Source organism: Luteibacter aegosomatis (genome assembly GCF_023078455.1).
GTDB classification, from domain to species: Bacteria; Pseudomonadota; Gammaproteobacteria; order Xanthomonadales; family Rhodanobacteraceae; genus Luteibacter; species Luteibacter aegosomatis.
Window position 1 is genome coordinate 2,314,545 of the sequence record NZ_CP095740.1, and the last position, 18,619, is coordinate 2,333,163.

The 18,619-nt window shown below is 62.5% G+C and carries 13 protein-coding genes; 10 read left to right on the forward strand and 3 right to left on the reverse strand.

Annotation, left to right across the window (positions count from 1 at the left end; genetic code table 11):
• Positions 1 to 69: 69 nt before the first annotated feature.
• Positions 70 to 936: an aldo/keto reductase gene (locus L2Y94_RS10435; RefSeq protein WP_247374979.1), complete on the forward strand. Its 867-nt coding sequence runs from the start codon at positions 70 to 72 to the stop codon at positions 934 to 936.
• A gap of 100 nt (positions 937 to 1,036) precedes the next feature.
• Here L2Y94_RS10435 and L2Y94_RS10440 read toward each other — a convergent pair whose 3' ends face one another.
• Both L2Y94_RS10440 and L2Y94_RS10445 read right to left on the reverse strand, forming a co-directional pair.
• Positions 1,037 to 2,464, reverse strand: a complete 1,428-nt coding sequence (locus L2Y94_RS10440) for a sensor domain-containing diguanylate cyclase (RefSeq protein WP_247374981.1) — start codon at positions 2,462 to 2,464, stop codon at positions 1,037 to 1,039.
• Positions 2,465 to 2,541: 77 nt separating this feature from the next.
• Entirely contained in the window at positions 2,542 to 3,831 is a 1,290-nt protein-coding gene (locus L2Y94_RS10445) for an NAD(P)/FAD-dependent oxidoreductase (protein WP_247374982.1), read from the reverse strand.
• Between the two features lie 184 nt (positions 3,832 to 4,015).
• Between L2Y94_RS10445 and L2Y94_RS10450 the strand changes: the two genes are divergently transcribed.
• The 8 genes from L2Y94_RS10450 to L2Y94_RS10485 all read left to right on the forward strand — a co-directional run bounded on the left by L2Y94_RS10450 (position 4,016) and on the right by L2Y94_RS10485 (position 14,926).
• The gene (locus L2Y94_RS10450; RefSeq protein ID WP_247374984.1) at positions 4,016 to 4,630 is read left to right on the forward strand and encodes an OmpW/AlkL family protein; all 615 of its coding nucleotides are present in this window, start codon (positions 4,016 to 4,018) and stop codon (positions 4,628 to 4,630) included.
• A 67-nt stretch (positions 4,631 to 4,697) separates the two neighbouring features.
• Positions 4,698 to 5,603 carry a cupin domain-containing protein gene (locus L2Y94_RS10455; protein WP_247374985.1) on the forward strand — a complete coding sequence of 302 codons (906 nt, stop codon included), beginning with the start codon at positions 4,698 to 4,700 and terminating at the stop codon, positions 5,601 to 5,603.
• Positions 5,604 to 5,838: 235 nt separating this feature from the next.
• Positions 5,839 to 11,220 (forward strand): RHS repeat domain-containing protein, encoded by a 5,382-nt coding sequence (locus L2Y94_RS10460; protein ID WP_247374987.1) that lies wholly within the window; start codon positions 5,839 to 5,841, stop codon positions 11,218 to 11,220.
• A gap of 16 nt (positions 11,221 to 11,236) precedes the next feature.
• On the forward strand, positions 11,237 to 12,247 hold the full coding sequence (locus tag L2Y94_RS10465; protein ID WP_247374988.1) for an RHS repeat domain-containing protein: 1,011 nt from the start codon (positions 11,237 to 11,239) through the stop codon (positions 12,245 to 12,247).
• Positions 12,248 to 12,255: 8 nt separating this feature from the next.
• Positions 12,256 to 12,663 (forward strand): SMI1/KNR4 family protein, encoded by a 408-nt coding sequence (locus L2Y94_RS10470; RefSeq protein WP_247374990.1) that lies wholly within the window; start codon positions 12,256 to 12,258, stop codon positions 12,661 to 12,663.
• 339 nt (positions 12,664 to 13,002) lie between these two features.
• The gene (locus tag L2Y94_RS10475; protein WP_247374992.1) at positions 13,003 to 13,332 is read left to right on the forward strand and encodes a hypothetical protein; all 330 of its coding nucleotides are present in this window, start codon (positions 13,003 to 13,005) and stop codon (positions 13,330 to 13,332) included.
• Between the two features lie 618 nt (positions 13,333 to 13,950).
• Positions 13,951 to 14,442, forward strand: a complete 492-nt coding sequence (locus tag L2Y94_RS10480; RefSeq protein ID WP_247374994.1) for a hypothetical protein — start codon at positions 13,951 to 13,953, stop codon at positions 14,440 to 14,442.
• 13 nt (positions 14,443 to 14,455) lie between these two features.
• The gene (locus tag L2Y94_RS10485) at positions 14,456 to 14,926 is read left to right on the forward strand and encodes a hypothetical protein (protein ID WP_247374996.1); all 471 of its coding nucleotides are present in this window, start codon (positions 14,456 to 14,458) and stop codon (positions 14,924 to 14,926) included.
• A 265-nt stretch (positions 14,927 to 15,191) separates the two neighbouring features.
• Here the strand turns inward: L2Y94_RS10485 and L2Y94_RS10490 are convergent, their stop codons facing one another.
• A complete protein-coding gene (locus L2Y94_RS10490; protein ID WP_247374998.1) occupies positions 15,192 to 18,047 on the reverse strand; it encodes a TonB-dependent receptor in 2,856 nt (951 codons plus the stop codon).
• A gap of 328 nt (positions 18,048 to 18,375) precedes the next feature.
• Between L2Y94_RS10490 and L2Y94_RS10495 the strand changes: the two genes are divergently transcribed.
• Positions 18,376 to 18,546 (forward strand): hypothetical protein, encoded by a 171-nt coding sequence (locus L2Y94_RS10495; protein WP_247374999.1) that lies wholly within the window; start codon positions 18,376 to 18,378, stop codon positions 18,544 to 18,546.
• Positions 18,547 to 18,619: the final 73 nt, after the last annotated feature.

The window sequence follows — 18,619 nt, forward strand, 5'->3', positions numbered from 1 at the left end:
GACACCCTTTAAACGGGGCGGGGTGTACCCATGTCGATCAGGTTATCCATCCACCCTGGAGGCGACACCATGTCAGGCATCAACGCATCCGCAAGCGGCACGTTCAAGATCGGCGGCGACCTCGAGGTCAACCGCCTGGGTTTCGGCGCCATGCGCATCACCGGCGAGGGCATCTGGGGCGAACCGAAAGACAAGGGCAGGGCATTGCAGACCTTGCGCCGGGTTCCCGAACTGGGCATCAATTTCATCGATACGGCCGATAGTTATGGGCCTTTCGTCAGCGAAGACCTGATCCGCGAAGCCTTGCATCCGTATGACAAGTCCGGCGTGGTCATCGCCACCAAGGGCGGCCTCACCCGGCATGGGCCCAACATCTGGATGCCGTTGGGACGGCCGGAGTACCTGCGCCAGTGCGTGCTCATGAGCCTGCGCCGCCTGGGCGTGGAGCGCATCGACCTGTGGCAGCTGCATCGCATCGATGCGAAAGTGCCCCAGGACGAACAGTTCGGCGTGATCCGCGACATGCAGAACGAGGGCCTGATCCGTCACGTCGGGCTTTCCGAGGTGAACGTCGACGAAATCAAGGCGGCGTCGAAGTTCTTCAAGGTCACCACGGTGCAGAACCTCTACAACCTCGGCAATCGCCAGAGCGAGGCGGTGCTGGATTACGCGACCGAAAACGGCATCGGCTTCATTCCCTGGTATCCGCTGGCGGCGGGGGAACTGGCGAAGGAAGGCTCGGTGCTGTCGAAAATCGCGCGAAAGCTCAACGCGTCCAACGGTGAGGTGGCCCTGGCGTGGTTGCTGAAGCGTTCGCCGGTGATGCTGCCGATCCCGGGCACGGGCGACCCGGCTCACCTGGAAGAGAACGTGAAGGGAGCCTCGTTGCAGTTGTCCGACGAGGATTTCCAGGCCTTGGAGCACGCGGCGAAGTAACCCTTGGCCGGATTCGCCGATGCGATCGGCGTCCACCCTTTCGGGAGCGGGCTTGGAGAAGCCTGGCTACCGGAGCGGTGGGAGTCGGTCGCATCGGGAATCAGGGTTGGAACCGAGGCTGTCCCGCGCGATGCGCACGTGCTTCATAGAGCTCGCCGTCGGCGGCCGCCAAGGCCTCATCCAGCGACATCCCGGCCCGTTTCAACGCGGCCCCCAGGGTAAACGCGATCGGTGCCGCCGCCGCATCGGCGCGCAATCGTTCGAGTACCTGCTTCATCGCCGCGTCGTCCGCGTCACGCACCACCACGAGGAATTCGTCGCCTCCCAGGCGCACCACGGCGTCGCCGTCGCGCACGCGATCGCGCAGGAATACCGCGATGCCTACCAGCACGTCGTCGCCGCGCTGGTGACCGTAGGTATCGTTGACCGCCTTGAAATGATCGAGGTCCACGGCGACGAAGCCCAGCGTCTCGCCACCCGTCGTTTCCTCGAGTTGGGCGAGGTAGCGCCGGTTGAAGCAGTGCGTCAGCGGATCGCGCACCGACCACTCGCGTAGCTGGCGCTCCTGTCGCGACTGCTCGGTGATGTCCTGCGCGTGGCCCAGCACGTAGCGATCTTCGTCGTCGTCGTCGATCACGTTGTGATACGCCCATATGCGCAGGTCACCGTTCGCCGCGCGCAGTTCCAGCCGCCCCGAATCGGTGCCCCGTGCCGCGATGCGTTCCAGGTAGGCGGCGAAGGAAGCGTGGTTCTCCTCGCGCATGAAATCGGTCATGGGTCGGCCCAGCAGGTCGGCCAGGGGATACCCCAGCGAGCGCGCGGCGGCGGGATTCACCGACAGGAGGGTGCCGTCGAGGTCGTGGGTGCAGATCAGTCCGAGGCTGTAATGGAAGAGCTGCCGGAAACGGCGCTCGCTGTTTTCCAGCGAGCCGATGACCCGGCGCAGCTCTTCGTTGGCTTGGGCACGCGTCTGGGTATGGCGCAGGCCACGTTCCGCGGCCACTTCGCGTGCGAGGCCGGCGCTGCGGTCCAGGGCGTCGGCTCGCTGGGTGAGCGCCAGGCCCGTGATGCGACCGAGCAGGGTGAGGATCTCTCGCTGGTGCGGATCCAGTTCGCGCGGAACGTGGTCGAGCACGCACAGCGTACCGATGCCCGAGCCCTCGTCGAGGGCGATCGGCATCCCTGCATAGAAGCGCACGTTCGGGGTCTCCTCCACCAGGGGATTGTCCGCGAAGCGTTCGTCTCGCGCGGCATCGCCGACCTCGAGCAGGTCGTTGCCGCGTATCGCATGCGAACAGAAGGCGATATCGCGAGGTGTTTCCTGCACGCCCTCCAGACCCAGGTTGGCCTTGAACCACTGGCGGTCGCGATCCACGAGGCTGATCAAGGCCATCGGGGTGCCGGTCACCATGGATGCGATGCGGGCGATCGCGTCGAACAGGGGCTCCGGCGCCGTGTCGAGCACCGCCAGGGCGTGCAGGCGCTCCAGGCGCTGCGCTTCGTCGGGGGGCAGGGGCGCGGCGGGCATCGCGACTCCTCGGGTCGTCCCGGCCACTTCAGGAAACCCCATGTGGTCGGTGCGTGAAATCCGCCGGAAACGTGCCCTCAGTGCAGCTTCACCGGGGGCAACGTGGTGTTGCGCAGGCCGTCGGCCATCCATAGGGCGACGGCGCGGGGCCAGCCATGCAGGGTGACGCGGTGCATGAACTGCAAGGACACGTAAAGCAGCTTGGCGACCCATCCGCGCATCGGGATCACGCCATGGCCCTTGCCGCCCGAGGGCACCTCGCCCGTGGCCTGGCGAACGCCGAGGGACACCAGCGTACCCTTGGAGCGATAGGCGAAAGGCTCGACGCGTTCGCCACGCAAGGCGCGGGGCAGGGCATGCGCGAGGTATTCGGCCTGCTGGCGTGCCGCCTGGGCGGTGGGCGGCACGATACCGCCCTCGGCCGACGCGGGCGCGTAGGCGCAGTCGCCCATGGCGTAGATCGCGGCGACGCCCCTTGCGGCGAGCGTGCCATCGACGACGATGCGCCGATCCTTTGACAGCTCGAAGGGACCGAGGTCGCTCACGAAGTCGTGGCCCACCACGCCGGCCGCCCAGACCTGGATGTCGCACTCGATGCGGCTACCGTCCTTGAGGTCGAACACGCCGTGTTCCACGGCGTTCACGCCCACGCCGACGCGCACCGTGACGCCCATGCGTTCGAGCACGCGCCGGGCGGTTTCCGAGGTGCGCGGATCCACGGCGGGCAGCACGCGGGGCGCCATGTCCATCAGGGTGATGTCGAGCTTCGAGGCCGAGTCCAGGCCGCCGTAACGGTGCATGTCGTTGAACGCGTGATGCAGTTCCGCGGCGAGTTCCACTCCGGTGGCCCCGGCGCCGACGATACCCACGCGTATGCGCTTGGACGGATCGCCCGCGGTCCGAAGGGCCAGGGCGAGGATGCGCCGGCGTAGCGCGATGGCCTGCGCCGGACTGTCGAGCATGTCGCAATACTCGAGCACGCCCGGCGTGCCGAAGTCGTTCACCCGGCTACCGAAGGCCAGCACGAGCACGTCGTAATGCAACTCGCGCGGCGGAAGGATGGTTTCGTCGTCTTGGGCCAGGCGGACCGCGTCGAGACGGACGGTCTTGCGTTCGGCATCCACGCGCAGCAAGGCGCCGGGCACGAAGCGGTAGCCGTGCGAGTGGCCGTGCGCGAGAAAGGGCACGGCCTCTTCGCCGTCGCCCAGCAGGCCCGCGGCGAGCTCATGCAGGCGCGGCTTCCAGAAATGGCTGGCGTCGCGATCGACGAGCACGACGTCGAGGTCTTCCCGCTTGCCGAGCCTCGTCGCCAGTTCGATGCCGGCCGCACCCCCGCCCACGATGAGTACGACAGGATTTGTGCTCATGGAATGACCTCCTCGTGAGGAACCATCCAGCCTACGGACGCGCATGTCATCTGTTCGCGAAGGCGCGTTGCCGCAGTCCTCTGACGATTTCGCCTTTGTCGAAAAGCGCTTGATAGCCTGAAAACGCTTTCCGGGCATACCGGTCCATGAGGGGCTGACGAAGTCCCCGCCAAAGGAGTTTTCCATGCGTAGTTTTCGATCCGCCCTCGCCGTCGGCGTACTGGGCCTGCTTCCCGCCGTGTCCATCGCGCAGGACGCGTTCTTGCCCTGGATCGTCCATGCGGGCGCGCACGAGGTGAGCCCCCAGTCGAATACCGGCCGCCTGGCCGGCATGCGCTCCAGCACGAGCAGCGACAGCCGACCCACGATCAGCCTGGAATATCGTTTCACGCCGGCCTGGAGCGTGGAACTGCTGGCGGCACTGCCTTTCCGCCACGATGTTCGCCTCGACGGGAGCAAAGCCGTTTCCGTGAAGCAGCTTCCGCCGGTCGCGGGGGTGAACTACCGCTTCATGCCGGACCGGGTCGTGTCGCCGTTTGTCGGCGTCGGCGTCAACCGCACGCACTTCTTCAGCGCGCATGGCGAGAATGCCCTGGAGGGCGCGCGCGTGGACGTGGGCGACACCTGGGGCATCGCGTGGCACGCGGGCATCGACGTCGCCCTGAGCGAGCGCCTCGTGTTTACCGTCGACGCACGGCGGCTCGACATCGATGCCAAGGTCAAGGTCGATGGCACGAGGGTGGGCACCGCCCACGTCGACCCCTGGGTCTATGGCTTCAGCTTCGGATACCGCTTCTAGCCGCGATTGTGTTCGGCCACCCGGGGGATGGATACTTCGCCGCTTCTCCCATCCTCCCGGGATCTTCATGGATGCCTTGACTCGCGTCCTCGAGCTGATGCGCATGCAGGGCGTCCTCGACCTGCGCTGCCAGATCGGCGGCACTTTCGATCTCGATCATGACCCGCTGCCGGCTGGCGAGGCACCGTTTCATCTGGTGCTGTCCGGTGCCGGTCGCATCGAGTTGCCCGGCTCGCCGCCGGTGGAGCTGCACGCGGGCGATCTCGTCGTCATGCCACACGGCGCGAGCCATCGGGTGGTCGACGCGGGAGGCGCCACGTCCAGGAACGCGATGGAACTGGACACCTCGGGCCTGATGCCGGTGAGGCGCAACGGCGAGGACGTATCGCTCGACATCCTGTGTGGCCGCTTCCTCTTCGCGCCGGAAGTTTCCCGTTGGCTTTTCGAGTCGTTGCCGCCCGTGCTCCAGGTCAACCTGTCCACGACGCATGGCCTGGAAGCGCTTTCGGGCATCGTGGCGGTGTTCCGCGACGAAGTGGCGAAGCAGCCCCCCGGCGCGATGGCCGTGGTGACGGCGCTGACCCAGGCGCTGTTCGTGTTCGCCCTGCGCGAACACCTCGACGACGCACGGGCCCTGCCGTCGTTTCTCGCGCTCCTCGCCGATCCACGCCTTTCCCGTGCCATGACGGCCATGATGAAAGAGCCCGAGCGCGAGTGGACGGTCTCGTCGCTGGCCGAACATGCGGCGATGTCGCGTGCCACGTTCGCCCGTCATTTCGAAGCCAGGGCGAACATGGCGCCGCACGAGACGCTCACCTTGCTGCGCATGCATCTCGCGGGCGAACTCCTGCGCCGTACCAACCTCAGCGCCGGCGCGATCGCCGACCGCGTCGGCTATCGTTCCGAATCGGCGTTCGGCAAGGCGTTCGTCCGCGCCATGGGGCAGACGCCGGCGCGTTATCGCAGGCAGTGATGCTTGATGCGGTAAACGTGGTTACGGCATCGGCTTGAGCCGTTCCACGGCCGAACATTCCCTGGCGGCTCCGTAACAACTTGCGCATTGACGTGCAATAACCTGCCATCTTAGCCTTTTCGTGGTCGGTGCTGGCCGGCATACAGGGAACAGGGAAAGCATGTTGAAGCAGATTTTTGCGCCTGGACAAGGTGTTGGTGGTCGTGCGCGCCTCTCGTACGTTCTTGGTGCCGTCATGATGCTGGTCGCGCCGCTCATGGCCGCCCGCGCGCAGTCGGTCACCCCCGAAGACGAGTACCGAAAGCTCATCAAGGTGAGTGAAGACATCCAGCCGCTGGGCGATACGCCCTTCGGCGAGCAGATCAGCCTCTACGACGGCACCCTCTCGTTCCACCAGGTGGACGTGACCGTACCGGGTACGGGGCCGACCATCAGCGTGGGGCGCGAATTCACCTTTCACGCCTATAACGATCGTCCCGACCTGCAGAACCTCGCGTTCGGCGATTGGGACATCGATCTGCCGCAGATCGTCACGGCGACCGCCAATCAGAACAACGTGCGTGGCTGGGCGGTCAAAGGCACCAATTCCGGCGCCATCTGTTCCGCGTTCGAGGCGCCGCCGACCGTAGCGCGACCGGTGGGCGATTCGAAGCGTGCCGACTGGGAACCGGATACATGGTGGCAGGGAACCCAGTTGCACATCCCCGGCGCGGGCAGTCAGGAAATGTTGTTCCGCACCTCCGGGACGGCGCCGTCGGTGAACGGTCTGAGCTTTCCCATCGTGACGAAGGGTGACTGGTCCGTGGGATGCCTGGCGCAGGCGAGCAACGACACGACGCACGAGGGCTTCCTTGCCGTCTCGCCCGACGGCACGAAGTACTGGCTGGACCATCTGTCCTATCGCTACATGCCCGCGATGAAGCGCCCCCTTGGATCGTCTTCGGCCAGCGCGGCGGTGCGTACCGATGCACGGCTGACGCCGCTTGTCTCCATCGACGATTCGCTGGTCCGGCGCGAAGGGCGGATGCTCGTGACGAGGATCGAGGACCGGTTCGGAAACTGGGTGAGCTACACGTATAGCGGAGACCTGGTTACCGACATCGTCGCCAGCGATGGTCGTCATGTTGCCATTGCTTACCAGTCGGGGACGCCGCGGGTGGCCAGCGTATCGGTGCAAGGCGGTGCGTCGGGCGTGCGGACGTGGACCTACGGATACGCCTTGTCGAGCCAGAACCCCATGTACCAGATCAACACGCTGACGACGGTGCGACAACCGGACGGCTCGACGTGGTCGCTCAACCTTGATCCGTTCAACTCGGCCGCCGTGGAGACGGTGGATAGCGGATCGTGCAATGCCATCGGTATTCCCGTTAACGCGAGCACGGCGTATACGGCACAGATGACCCACCCCTCGGGACTCACGGGCACGTTTCGCGTGGCGATCACCAAGCGCGGTCGCTCTTACGTTCCCCAACTCTGCGAAGCGGGACCGAATATCGATCCCTTGCCCAATGTTTCGGGGACATGGGCCAGCCTTCCCGATGCTTCCTACGCCGTGTCGCTCACGCAGCGGCAGCTCTCCGGCGCCGGCATCGGCACACTGACCTGGAACTACGCCTACTCGCCGCCGAACGACAGCTGGAACCAGGACTGCGTGGGCGGTTGCGCGTCCACCGTGTGGACCAAGATCACGTACCCCGACGGTCACGCCGAGCGAAGCACGTTCAGCAACAGATATGACTGGACCGAGAGCCTCCTGCAGTCCGAAGAGGTTTTCGACGGCGATGTCGACGTGTCTGCGCGGCGCAGGCTCGTTCAGTACGGTTACGTCAGCCCCAACCCGGGGGTCGACGGCCGTGCTTCGGCCTATCCGACCACGGTGGGCAACGATGACGTGAATCGGATGAATCGCGCGCAGCTTTTGCAGCGGTTTCCGCTGGGAAGCCGTACGACGTACGTCGATAGCGACGCGTTCACCTGGAACGTTCAAGCCTTCGACAGCATGGCACGGGCCAGCCAGGTACAGCGTTACAGCTCCACCGGCTATGGCGTGGTCGAACGCACGACATTTCAGGATGACTATGCGCGCAGCGTGCTGGGTCTCCCTTCGGAGTCGGACAACCTCACCACCGGCGAGACCGTCAGCCACAACGTCTACGACACCAGTAGTCTGACCCTTTCGGAACGCTACCGCTTCGGTCGCAAGGTGATGGGCTATACCTTCAACGCGCAGGGACAGCTAGCGACGTTCACCGACGGTAACAACCACACCACCGGATTGTCGAACTACAAGCGCGGCATTCCACAATCCATCGTCTATCCGGACGGTACGTCGCAGTCCATCGGCGTGAACGACTTCGGCGAGGTAGCTTCCATTACCGATCAGTCCGGGGCGACGACGTCGTACGGCTACGACGCGATCGGACGCGTCTCGAGCATCGGATATCCCGTCGGCGACTCCGTGGCATGGGCGCCGAAGACGTTCGTCTATTCGTACATCGGCGACGCCCGTGGCCTGGGTGGTCCCCATTGGATGCGTCTTGTCACGCAGGGCAATTGGAGCCAGCGTACCGACTACGACGCTTTGCTCAGAGCGAAGACGCTCGGTACGGCGGAGGCCAACAGCGGAGCGGGATACGTATCGTCGCGCACGGATTACGACTGGGCAGGACGCAAGACGTTCCAGTCCTATCCTGTCGACGGGGCACCGGACATCAACGGGATGGTGCTGGGTGTCGTGACGCGATATGACGCCTTGGGGCGTCCGATCCAGCAGTTCCAGGCTTCGGAGTCGGGCGATCTGCTGACGTCGACGTCGTATCCGCAGGGCATGGCGAGGCGGGTGACCGATCCGAAGGGCAATGTCACCACGAGCTACTTCCAGGCATTTGATGAGCCTTCCTACGACAGTATCGTTCGCGTCGAAGCACCGGAAGGTGTCGTTCAGACCATCACGCGCGACGTCTACGGCAATCCGTTGTCGATCGCCCAAGGCGCGGCCGGTCAATCGGTGACCAAGACCATGACCTATGACGGCGAGAAACGTCTGTGCCGTACGTGGGAGCCCGAATCGGGCAGCGAAATCATGGCCTACGACGGTGCGGATAATCTCGCGTGGAGCGTATCCGGCGCGTCGTTCAACGCTGCCGGTTGCGGGCAGGACCAGGTCGCCGACGCGATGAAGACGGTTCGTGGCTACGATGCCATGAATCGCGTGACCTCCGTGGTCTACCCGTCGGGTACCGAATCGAGCACGTTTACCTATGACTCGCGCGGCAATCCCGCGACCGCGACGGCGGGGATGGTCGGTTGGACCTTCGGCCGCAACCGCTTGGGTTTGCTTACGAGCGAGATCCTTTCGGTGGACGGCTGGAGTTGGGGCATTGGGTACGTCTACGATTCGAAGGGTGCCTTGAGTTCGATGACCTATCCCGATGGCGAGTCGGTCGCCTACAGCCCCAACGGCTTAAGGCAGCCTACGCAAGCCGGCAACTACGTCCATGGTGTCGCCTATTTCGCGGACGGTGACGTGAAGTCCTATGCCATGGGCAACGGAGCGCTCTATTCGGCGGACAAGAATGCACGCAACCTGCTTCACAATTTCACCTATGGAATCAGCAGCCCGAACGTGAGCGAGGATTTCGCCTACGACGCCAACGGCAACGTCAGCCAGATCACGGACCAATCGGGTTCGGCGCAACGTACCAAGGCCATGGGCTACGATGGGCTCAACCGGCTCGTGTCCGCCACGGCGGCTCAGCTGTGGGGCACCGAAAGCTACACCTACGACACCCTCAACAACATCCTTACGCTGACCAACGGTAGCGGCACCAACACGTACAGCTACGATGCAAACAACCTGTTGGCATCGATCAGCCGTGCCGGCGCCCAGGTGCACGCGTTCCAATACGACGCCCGAGGGAACACCGTCGGCAAGGACGGGCAGGTCATGAACTTCGACTTCGCCAACCGCCTTACATCGATTTCTGGGAAGGGCACATACACCTACGACGCGGCCGGTCGTCGCGTCAAGAAGGTGACGCCCCAGGGCACGACCTACTATGCCTACAACGCGGCCGGGCAGCTGATGTGGGAGTACGACCCGACCACGACGAACGGCACCGATTACATCTATCTCGGCAAGAAGCTCGTCGCCGACAGGAAGGCGTCGACATCGACGGTCGTGGGGCAAATCGAGGGTCTTACCGGCGACAACACAGCGCTCGTGGGCTGGGCATGTTCCTCCGGCTGGGGGCCGTCGATCGACGTGCATCTCTACGTGGCGGGCGATGCTTCCTCCGGCGGCACGTTCGTCGGTGCCTACCACGCCGACGTATCCAGTGAGGCGGCGGTACAGCAGGCCTGCCATTCGTCCGGCACTGCACATCGCTTCAGTATCCCCTTGACCGACGCAAATCGGGTTCAGTTCGTCACGCAGACCCTGGTGGTCTATGGTATTTCCCCCGTAGGCAACGCCAACCTCACGCTGGGCAACTCGGGCGTGTTCCGCATGCCCGCGTCGTCGCTTGCTCCCCCGGCGCCCGCCTCGCTGAGTACCTCCGTTTCCGCCGACCAGTCGACGATCACTGTCAGTTGGCCTGCGTCCTCGGCGGCGACCAGCTACAAGGTGGACCGGTCGTATAATGGCCAAGCGTGGGTCTCCGTCTGGCAGGGGGCCGCGACGGCAGCCTCACTGGGCGGAGCGGTCGACGGCAACTACGTCTTTCGGGTCTGGGCATGCAACGATCACGCGTGCAGCGCGCCGACGACTTCTGGCGCGGTGCATATCGCTCACATCCCCGCCGCGCCCTCGGCCATCAACGTGCCTGTGCAGTCGTCCGGTGGAGTGGCGGCCAGCTGGCCGACGACGTCATTCGCGACGTCTTACCAGGTGGAACACACCACGGACGGCAACTGGGCCACGATCTATAACGGCGCAGGTACCTCGGCGTCCTTTAGTGAAGGCAGGACGGCGAACTGGTATTACCGGGTCAAGGCCTGCAATGCCAACGGATGTGGCGGCTACGCGACGAGCGGGGCGGTGTCCGTCGTACTTCCACCGACGCAGGTGCCGAGCTTGTTCGGCGGCGGAACATCCAATAGCGGTGCCTACGGCCTCAGCTGGAGCGGGACAGGCGATGCCACGTCTTATAACTTGCTCGAAAGCGTCAATGGCGGAGGCTGGACGGCGGTACAGAACAACGCCGCGCAGAGCTGGTCGACCAGCGGAAGGGGCAACGGTTCCTACGCCTACATGGTGCAGGGCTGCAATCGAAGTGGATGCGCCGGCTGGAGCAACCAGGTCACCGTCAACGTAGCGCATCTTCCCGATGTCCCGCCGAACGCGGATGCCACCACCAGTGGCCCATCGTACAAGCCGATGGTCCACGTGACGTGGGGCGCGGCAAACTACGCCACTCGTTACGAGTTGAACGAAACGAACCAGCAGAACCAGGTCACCCTGGTCTATTCGGGCACCAACCTCAGCTGGTCGGCGTTCCGGAATTACACGGGTGAACTCCGTTACAACGTCAGGGCCTGCAACGACGTGGGCTGCTCGGCGTGGAGCTTCACGACCGAGGTGGACCTGATTTCCGGAGGCGGCCGTGGTCCGTGACAGGAGCGTTGTCAACTTGAATAAGCCAAGCCAGTTCAAGCGCGCCACCATCCGCGGCAGCGCGCTTGTCACGTTCATATTGCTCATCTTCGCCCTGCTGTGCTGCCTCACTGGCCCAGCACATGCGGCCACCCCGAAGGTGACCTATTACTACACCGACCCGCAGGGTACGGTGCTGGCGAAGGCCGACGAGCAGGGCAACATCATCAGCCGATCCGATCGTAAGCCGTATGGCGAGCAGGTGATGGGTACGCCGGAAGATGGGCCGGGGTATACCGGGCATCTAGACGACCCAGACTCTGGCTTGATCTATATGCAAGCCAGGTACTACGACTCCGTCGTAGGCCGGTTCATCAGTGTAGATCCGCATGTTCCTGTTGCTGGTGACCTAGCAAAGGTCAACCGTTTTGTATACGTAAACGACAACCCTGCTGGCATGACCGACCCAGATGGCAGAGAGGCGGCTTGTGTAAGCCAGCCTTCCCACTGTCGAAGCATGGGCGAGGGAATCGTCGAGGCTCCCGGCGCGATTGCCGATGTGGCCGAGAGCGTGAATGAGAACGTCATCACTCCGATTATTGCCGCCAACCCTGCAGCCTTCGAGGAAGCATCGCTCGCACTGAAAGGTGTGTCGAGCGCCATGCGCGCTATCTCTATGGCGCGCGCCGCGGAGACGGCAGTCGAGTCAGCAGAGGTGCCGCTGGCGACTGCCGAGGTCGCTTCAGGTGAGTTTTCGGTCATCGACTGGAGCGGCTATCCTAGCGAAGTACCTCGTCCAGAGGGGACGCTCCGTGTTGTCAGTGGTGAGGAGTATCGGGCGGTCAGGAGGGCTGCAAATAGTGCCAATCAGGCGATACGTCGAGACCAAGGACTGATCGGCAAGGCAGTAGACGTGCACGAAGTGAAGCCCGTCAAGTTTGGTGGTAGCCCTACTGATCCCGCGAACAAGGTTATCCTTCCACGGGATATCCACCAGAAAGTAGTTACGCCGTGGTGGAATCAGTTTCAGAAGAATATTGGTGCCTAGGAAAACTCATGAATCGAAATCGATTTCTTCAGGAATGGATCCCAAATGAGCCGCTGGCTCAGGAAGATCTCAACCAGCTGAAGAGCGATAGCCGCATGCCCGATGATTACTCTAAATTCATCGAAGGATGCAATGGCGGCGAGGGTATCGTAGGACCGAACTATCTCATCCTCTGGCGGTATGAAGAGGCGGTTGAACTGAATAAGGAGTATGAAGTCGAGGTTTATGCGCCAGGTCTTTTCTTGATTGGTTCGAGCGGCGGCGGAGAGGCTTTTGGTTACGATCTGCGGGATTCGACTGGTTCGGTCGTGATGGTTCCGTTTATAGGTTTGGGGTGGAAGGACGCGATAGTCGTCGCCAAGGATCTCGAAGGACTGTTCGATGCGTTAGGTCAGGACACTATCTATGACGGATGAAGTCGGGAAGGGAAAAGTATCGCCTGATCAATGCGAATTGTTCTATGTCACGCCACTCTTACTCGGTGGTGACCCAGACGACCCCAAGAACCGAGTCTGGTTGACTCGTGCTCAGCATATTGAAGCTGTTCGATACTGGAACGGCATTTTGGCTGATTTGAGATCTGACAAAACAGAAGATCCTTAATCCTTTACATGGTCCTTTGGGATTAATAGATACCTCGAGGTGCATCGAGCGTCGTACCAGCGCAGGCCGGTGCTTATCTCCGTCAGCCAGTCTTGCCGCACACGCGGCTCTAGAGCTTGTAATTCACCCCGAACATCACCGTCCGCCCGAACGTGTCGTATTCCAACGGCCGGCCGACCTTCTCGTTGTTCGGCAACGACGAGATCTGCTCCGTCTTCACCGGCGAGTTGGTAGCGCTCGTGGGCTGGGCGTGTTCCTCTGGCTGGGGGCCTTCGATCGACGTGCACCTCTACGTGGCGGGCGATGCGTCCTCCGGCGGAACGTTCGTTGGCGCCTACCACGCCAACGTGTCCAGTGAGGCCGCGGTCCAGCAGGCGTGCCATTCGTCCGGAACCGCGCATCGTTTCAGTATCCCCCTGACCGACGCCAATCGGGTGCAGTTCGTTGCGCAGACCCTGGTGGTCTACGGCATTTCCCCATAGGCAATGCCAACCTCACGCTAGACAACTCGGGCGTGTTCCGCATGCCGGCCTCGTCGCTTGCTCTGCCGGCGCCCGCCTCGATAAGCACTTCCGTCTCCACCGATCAGTCGATGATTTTCTTCACTTGGCCGGCGTCTTCAACGGCCACCCGTTACAAGGCGGAGCGGTCATATAACGGCCAGGCATGGGTCTTGCTCGGTGAAACAACCGCTACGGTAGGCTCACAGGACTCGTCGGCCGACGGCGACTATGTTACTCGCGTATGGGCATGCAATGAGCATGCGTGCAGTGCGCCGACGGTATCGGGCAAGGTGCACATCGCGCATATTCCCGCCGCACCGTAGGCCGTCAACGTGCCGGCGCAATCGTCCGGCGCCGTGGCGGTCAGCTGGCCCGCGACGGCGTTCGCGACGTCTTACGCCTCGGACGTTTATGGGTTTTCTCGCTACGTATATGGTTCGAATAGCCCTTTCGTCAGGACCGATCCCACTGGCTTATCGGATGAGTGCAGCGCAGCTTGCAGAAAGCTCAGACAGTTAGCGGACTCGATGGGAGTGAGTGGCGCTTTTAGAGGACAGCGGTGGCGGGTCTGGACTGCTAGGGCAATCTACAGCGACGTTGAACGAGCTCAATGGCGAAGCCGAAGTATCTGCCGCTGGACAAATCACAGCTGTAGCGTCTTCCGCGGACGCATTACCTGGTGCCACGTTTGCTGCATGTATGGGAGGGGGAGACTGTACTGGAGCGGAGATTGCAGCTGCCGCAGCAGCTATGCTTCCGATGGAATTCGAGCTAGGAATCGAAGCCAATGAAATTATCGCAATCAATAAGCTCCATGCGGACGGAGTGGTCCGAGCCGACATACATGTTGAAACCACTATCGTAAACATGGCCTATCGGGAAGGAAAATTAGCTAGGGCAGTAGCCGCAATACGTGATATAGCTGGGTCGCATGTTTTTGAGGATGGAAACAAGAGAACTGCATACGACGTGGCGTACAAATTGCTTGGAGGTAAGATTGATCCGCAGAAGCTGCGTGGGGTCGTCGCGGATGCGGCGATCCATAAGATAAACACTGCAGAAGAAATTGAGGCTGCATTGGATCGTTAGAGAGGTTATGCAGGTGAATCAAGAGGCTTTGACCGGGCAAGTGGAGGATCACTGGCTCAGCGTTGCCGAGTCGATCGAATCGATTGGTCGCGCCATGAAAGAAGATGAGATATTTTTTTTGAAGATTGATGGCTTTCGGGATTCTGATGACATTTTTACTGTCAACTTAAGCGCAAGCGGTGCGGCGCAGTCATTATTCGGTGCTGAAAGCGGAGATGTTGCAGCGACCTTATTAAATCTGCGCCACATATTGACAACTCGTGATCCTTTTGAGGGGGCGCCACCCCTAAATTTGGAGATTGCAGTTCTAGTTAAGTTGATTTACGAGAAGTACAGGATGAATGGACTCTGTGGACTCTCCATCTTGAAAGAAGGCGGAGTTCTCTCATATGACGTGTTCGCTTCGATTGGTGGAGGCACGAAGAAGCGTCTTTCTGGTAATTCGCTGCCAGAAGTTCTTGGATATGTAGCGTATGCGAGTTAAGCTTTTTCGTCTTCTGCTAGTACTTTAGCCGCGCGAAGGTCTGAATGGTTGGGTTCCGACTGGTCGGCCGTGAGCTTTTTATTGAGATAGCAATGATGCACTGATCATGTGGCATCATCAATTTGGGACACGGCAAAGACCATATGCCACGTGACGACACGAACTTGCACGGGGCGCTGGACAACTGCGTGTAAATCAAGCGTTGTGCCAGCGCAACCGAAAGCTACCGCTGTTGCTTTGACTTTCGTCACACCGTGGTGTTCCCCTAGATCTTGTAATTCACCCCGAACATCACCGTCCGCCCGAACGTGTCGTATTCCAGCGGCCGGCCGACCTTCTCGTTGTTCGGCAACGACGAGATCTGCTCCGTCTTCACCGGCGAGTTGGTCACGTTGTTCACCTGGAGCAGGATCGACAGCCCGGTCATCGGGCCGTGCTCGAAGGCATAGCCGAGCTGGAAGTCGGTCTGCTTGTCGGCCAGCACCTTGGTGTAGCCGAGCTGGTCGAACAGGGCTACCGCTTCGCCGGTGAACGACGAGCGATAGCGCTCGGCCACGCGCACCGACCAGCCGTACTTCTCGTAGTAAAGAGCGAGATTGGCCACCTTGCGCGACAGGCCGGGCAGGGTGGACGGACTACCGGGGATGGTCGAGACGGCGCTCACCGGCAAGGTGCTGTTGGTCAGCGAGAAGTTCGCCTGCACGCCGAAGCCGTCGAGGGCGCGGGTCAGCAGGCCGCCTTCGAAGGCGCCGGAAAGCTCCAGGCCCTGCATGCGGCCGCCGGTGCCGTTCTTGGGCATGGTGAACGAGCCGTAGGGGCTGGTGGGTACCAGCGTCGGGTTGTCGTTGACGTACTTGGAGAAGTCATAGTCGAGCGTGGTTTCGTTGTAGATGTAGTTCAGCAGGTTCTTGTTGAACACCGCCGCCGCCACGTAGCTCGACGTGCCGAAGTATTTCTCCCACGACAGGTCGGTACCCACCGCGATATAGGGCTTGAGCCGCGGATTGCCGCCGCTACCCGACCAGAGCACCTGCCCGGCGGCGGGACCCTCCTGTTGGAGGGACACGCCGGCCGAGGTGGCCACTTTTTCGTCGTCGATGCGGCCACGGGCCATCGTCTTGGCGAAGCCGAAGCGCAGGTACTGCTTCTCGCCGATGGTGGCGGCGAGGTTGAGGCTGGGCAGTACCTTGGTGTACTTCACGCCGTCGGAGATACGGCCCACCAGGGCGTCGCCGTTGGTCTGCAATGCCTCGGACGACTGGTCGGTGCGCACCACCTGCACGCCCATGTTGCCGCGCAGCGGCACGTCGCCCAGGCTCGTATCGATGTTGAACTTCACGTAGGCCACCGGCACCTTCTCGCGCACGGTGTAGTTGCGGCTCCAATCCGACTGGCCGTTGCGCTGGGTGAGGTAGTACTGGCTGTACAGCGATTGCAGCACGTCGTAATTCACGATCGGGCCGATGCCGCCGTAGCTGAGGTCGGTGATGCCGCGCGGTGAACCGATCGGCGCGCCGAAGCCCGGTAGGTAGGTATCGTCCGTGGAGCCGTTGCCGTTGAGCCAGGCGAAGAACACGTCGGCCTGCTTGGTCTTCTTGCGGTCGGAGTAGTTCACGCCCAGGTTGAAGTCGCTGAAGATCCAGCCGACCGGATGGCTGACCTCGAAACGCACGGCCTTGATCGTGTCGCGCTGCTTGTCGAATTCCTCGCGGCCGTCGTAGCCGTAGTCGTTCGGGTCGGTGAACTGGATGACGGACGGATCGGAGAAGTCCGTGCCCGGATAGAAGCGCGGGAACTCGTAATCGCGCCGGGTGAAGAAGTCGGTCGACGAAGTCGCCTGGCCCGGAAGGCCGGCGAACAGGTAGGCGTCGTGCAGGCGCTTCTTCGCCATCGAGTACGACAGGTCGCCCGTGAGCGACCAGCCGTTGCCGAAATCGTACTGGTTGTTCCAGCCTGCCGAGAACAGCTTGTCGTGTTCGCGCGTGTAATCGTTCTGGAGGATCGATTTCAGGCCGTCGATGTGGCCGCTGGTGGCGATGGGGAAGGGCTGGCCGGGCGACACGCCCACATTGGAGAACGAGATGCCGGGGTCATACGAACTGCTCGACCACTGCGCGCCATTGAGATAGGTCTTCTGGTCGAACGTGGAATAGTAGAGGTCGAGTGTCGAGTGGTAATGATCGTCGGGAGCCCATTCCAGCACGGTCATCAGGCCGTTGCGAAGCTGGTTCTCGGACTTGGCCCTCAACTGCATGCCCTGTTGGGCAAGCGTATCGTCGGGCATGCCCGGCGTATGCGGTGCGCCCTGGATCTGATCCGCGCCGTTCGGTCCGTTGTTCACGTTCCACCACCACGCCTGGTACTGCTTCTCCTGCACCGGCGAGTCGAGCTGCGCGAAACCCACCGCCAGGCCAAGCGTGTGGTCGAGGAACTGGTCGATGTACGAGAAACTGGCACGATGGCCCGCGTCGCCCACGCCGCTGCCATGGTTGAGGCTGCCGTTCGAGGTCGTTTCGCCACGAAGGTTGGCGGCGATGGCCGGCTTGGCCAGGTCCAGCGGACGGATCGTGTGCAGGTCGACGGTGCCCGAAAGCCCTTGGCCGATGAGGCTGGCGTCCGGCGTCTTGTACACGGCGGCGCCGCTGATCAGCTCGGACGGATATTGATCGAAATCCACGCCACGGTTTTCGCCGATGGTCGCCTGCTCGCGGCCGTTGAGCGTGGTGCCGGCGAAGTCGGGCGCGAGGCCGCGGATGGATATCTGGTTGGCGCGACCGTCCACGCGTTGCGTGGCCAGGCCCGACAGGCGTGCCAGGCTTTCCGCGATGCTGCTGTCGGGGAGCTTGCCGATGTCCTCGGCCGAGATGGCCTCGATGATGTTGTCCGAGTTTTCCTTGGCTTTGAGCGAGTTCTGGATGCTCGCCTGGATGCCCGTCACCACCACGGCGTCGAGGTTGCTCGCGCTGTCCGGATTGGCCGGCTTCTTCGGCGGGGCGGTTTGCGAAGGGGCGTCCTGCGCATTGAGGGCGGTAGCCAGGAGCAGGGCCGCGAGGCTCGCGGCGAGCGGACGTAGGCATGGCACGCGCGCGGAAACCTTCCGCGTCGGACGGCATCGATTCATCAGGTAACCCCGCAAGTCATTCAATAAGCGATGCCCTCCGCATCGCGCCGTGAGGATGAGTGGAGTGGCGTCGCCGTGTCATCCTGCGTCGCAGCAGATTCATGCGAACCGTTGAGACCGGCCGTCGCGATATGCGCATATTCGGCATACCTCTGGGTCCATGCTGCCGTGCAGCAAGGAAAAATTATCGATCCGAGTGCCGTTGACGGGTCAAATGTCGTGCGGTATACGTTTGTCCGCGCGGCGGCTTTTGACGCCGTTTTCGCGCACGTCGTCGGGCATGCGGGGTATGCCCGACTCCATCAGCAGCCGCGATCACGGACAGCACATGAGCCGCCCGAAAGCACAAAGCGATATCGCAGGCTGCGCCGGTGCGCGGTTTTCGCTCGTGCACGTGATGGCCGACGGCATGCCCATCCTCGCCCGCGCCAAACTGAGCGCGCTGCGCTCGCGCGGCAAGTGCGTCGCCGGCTACTCGCCGCCGCCTTCCTCCCTCTGATCGAACGATACAACTGACCGGTACGCCTCCTGGGGCGCGCGCGTGTTCGTCCGGGCTTTGCCCGTACGGCATC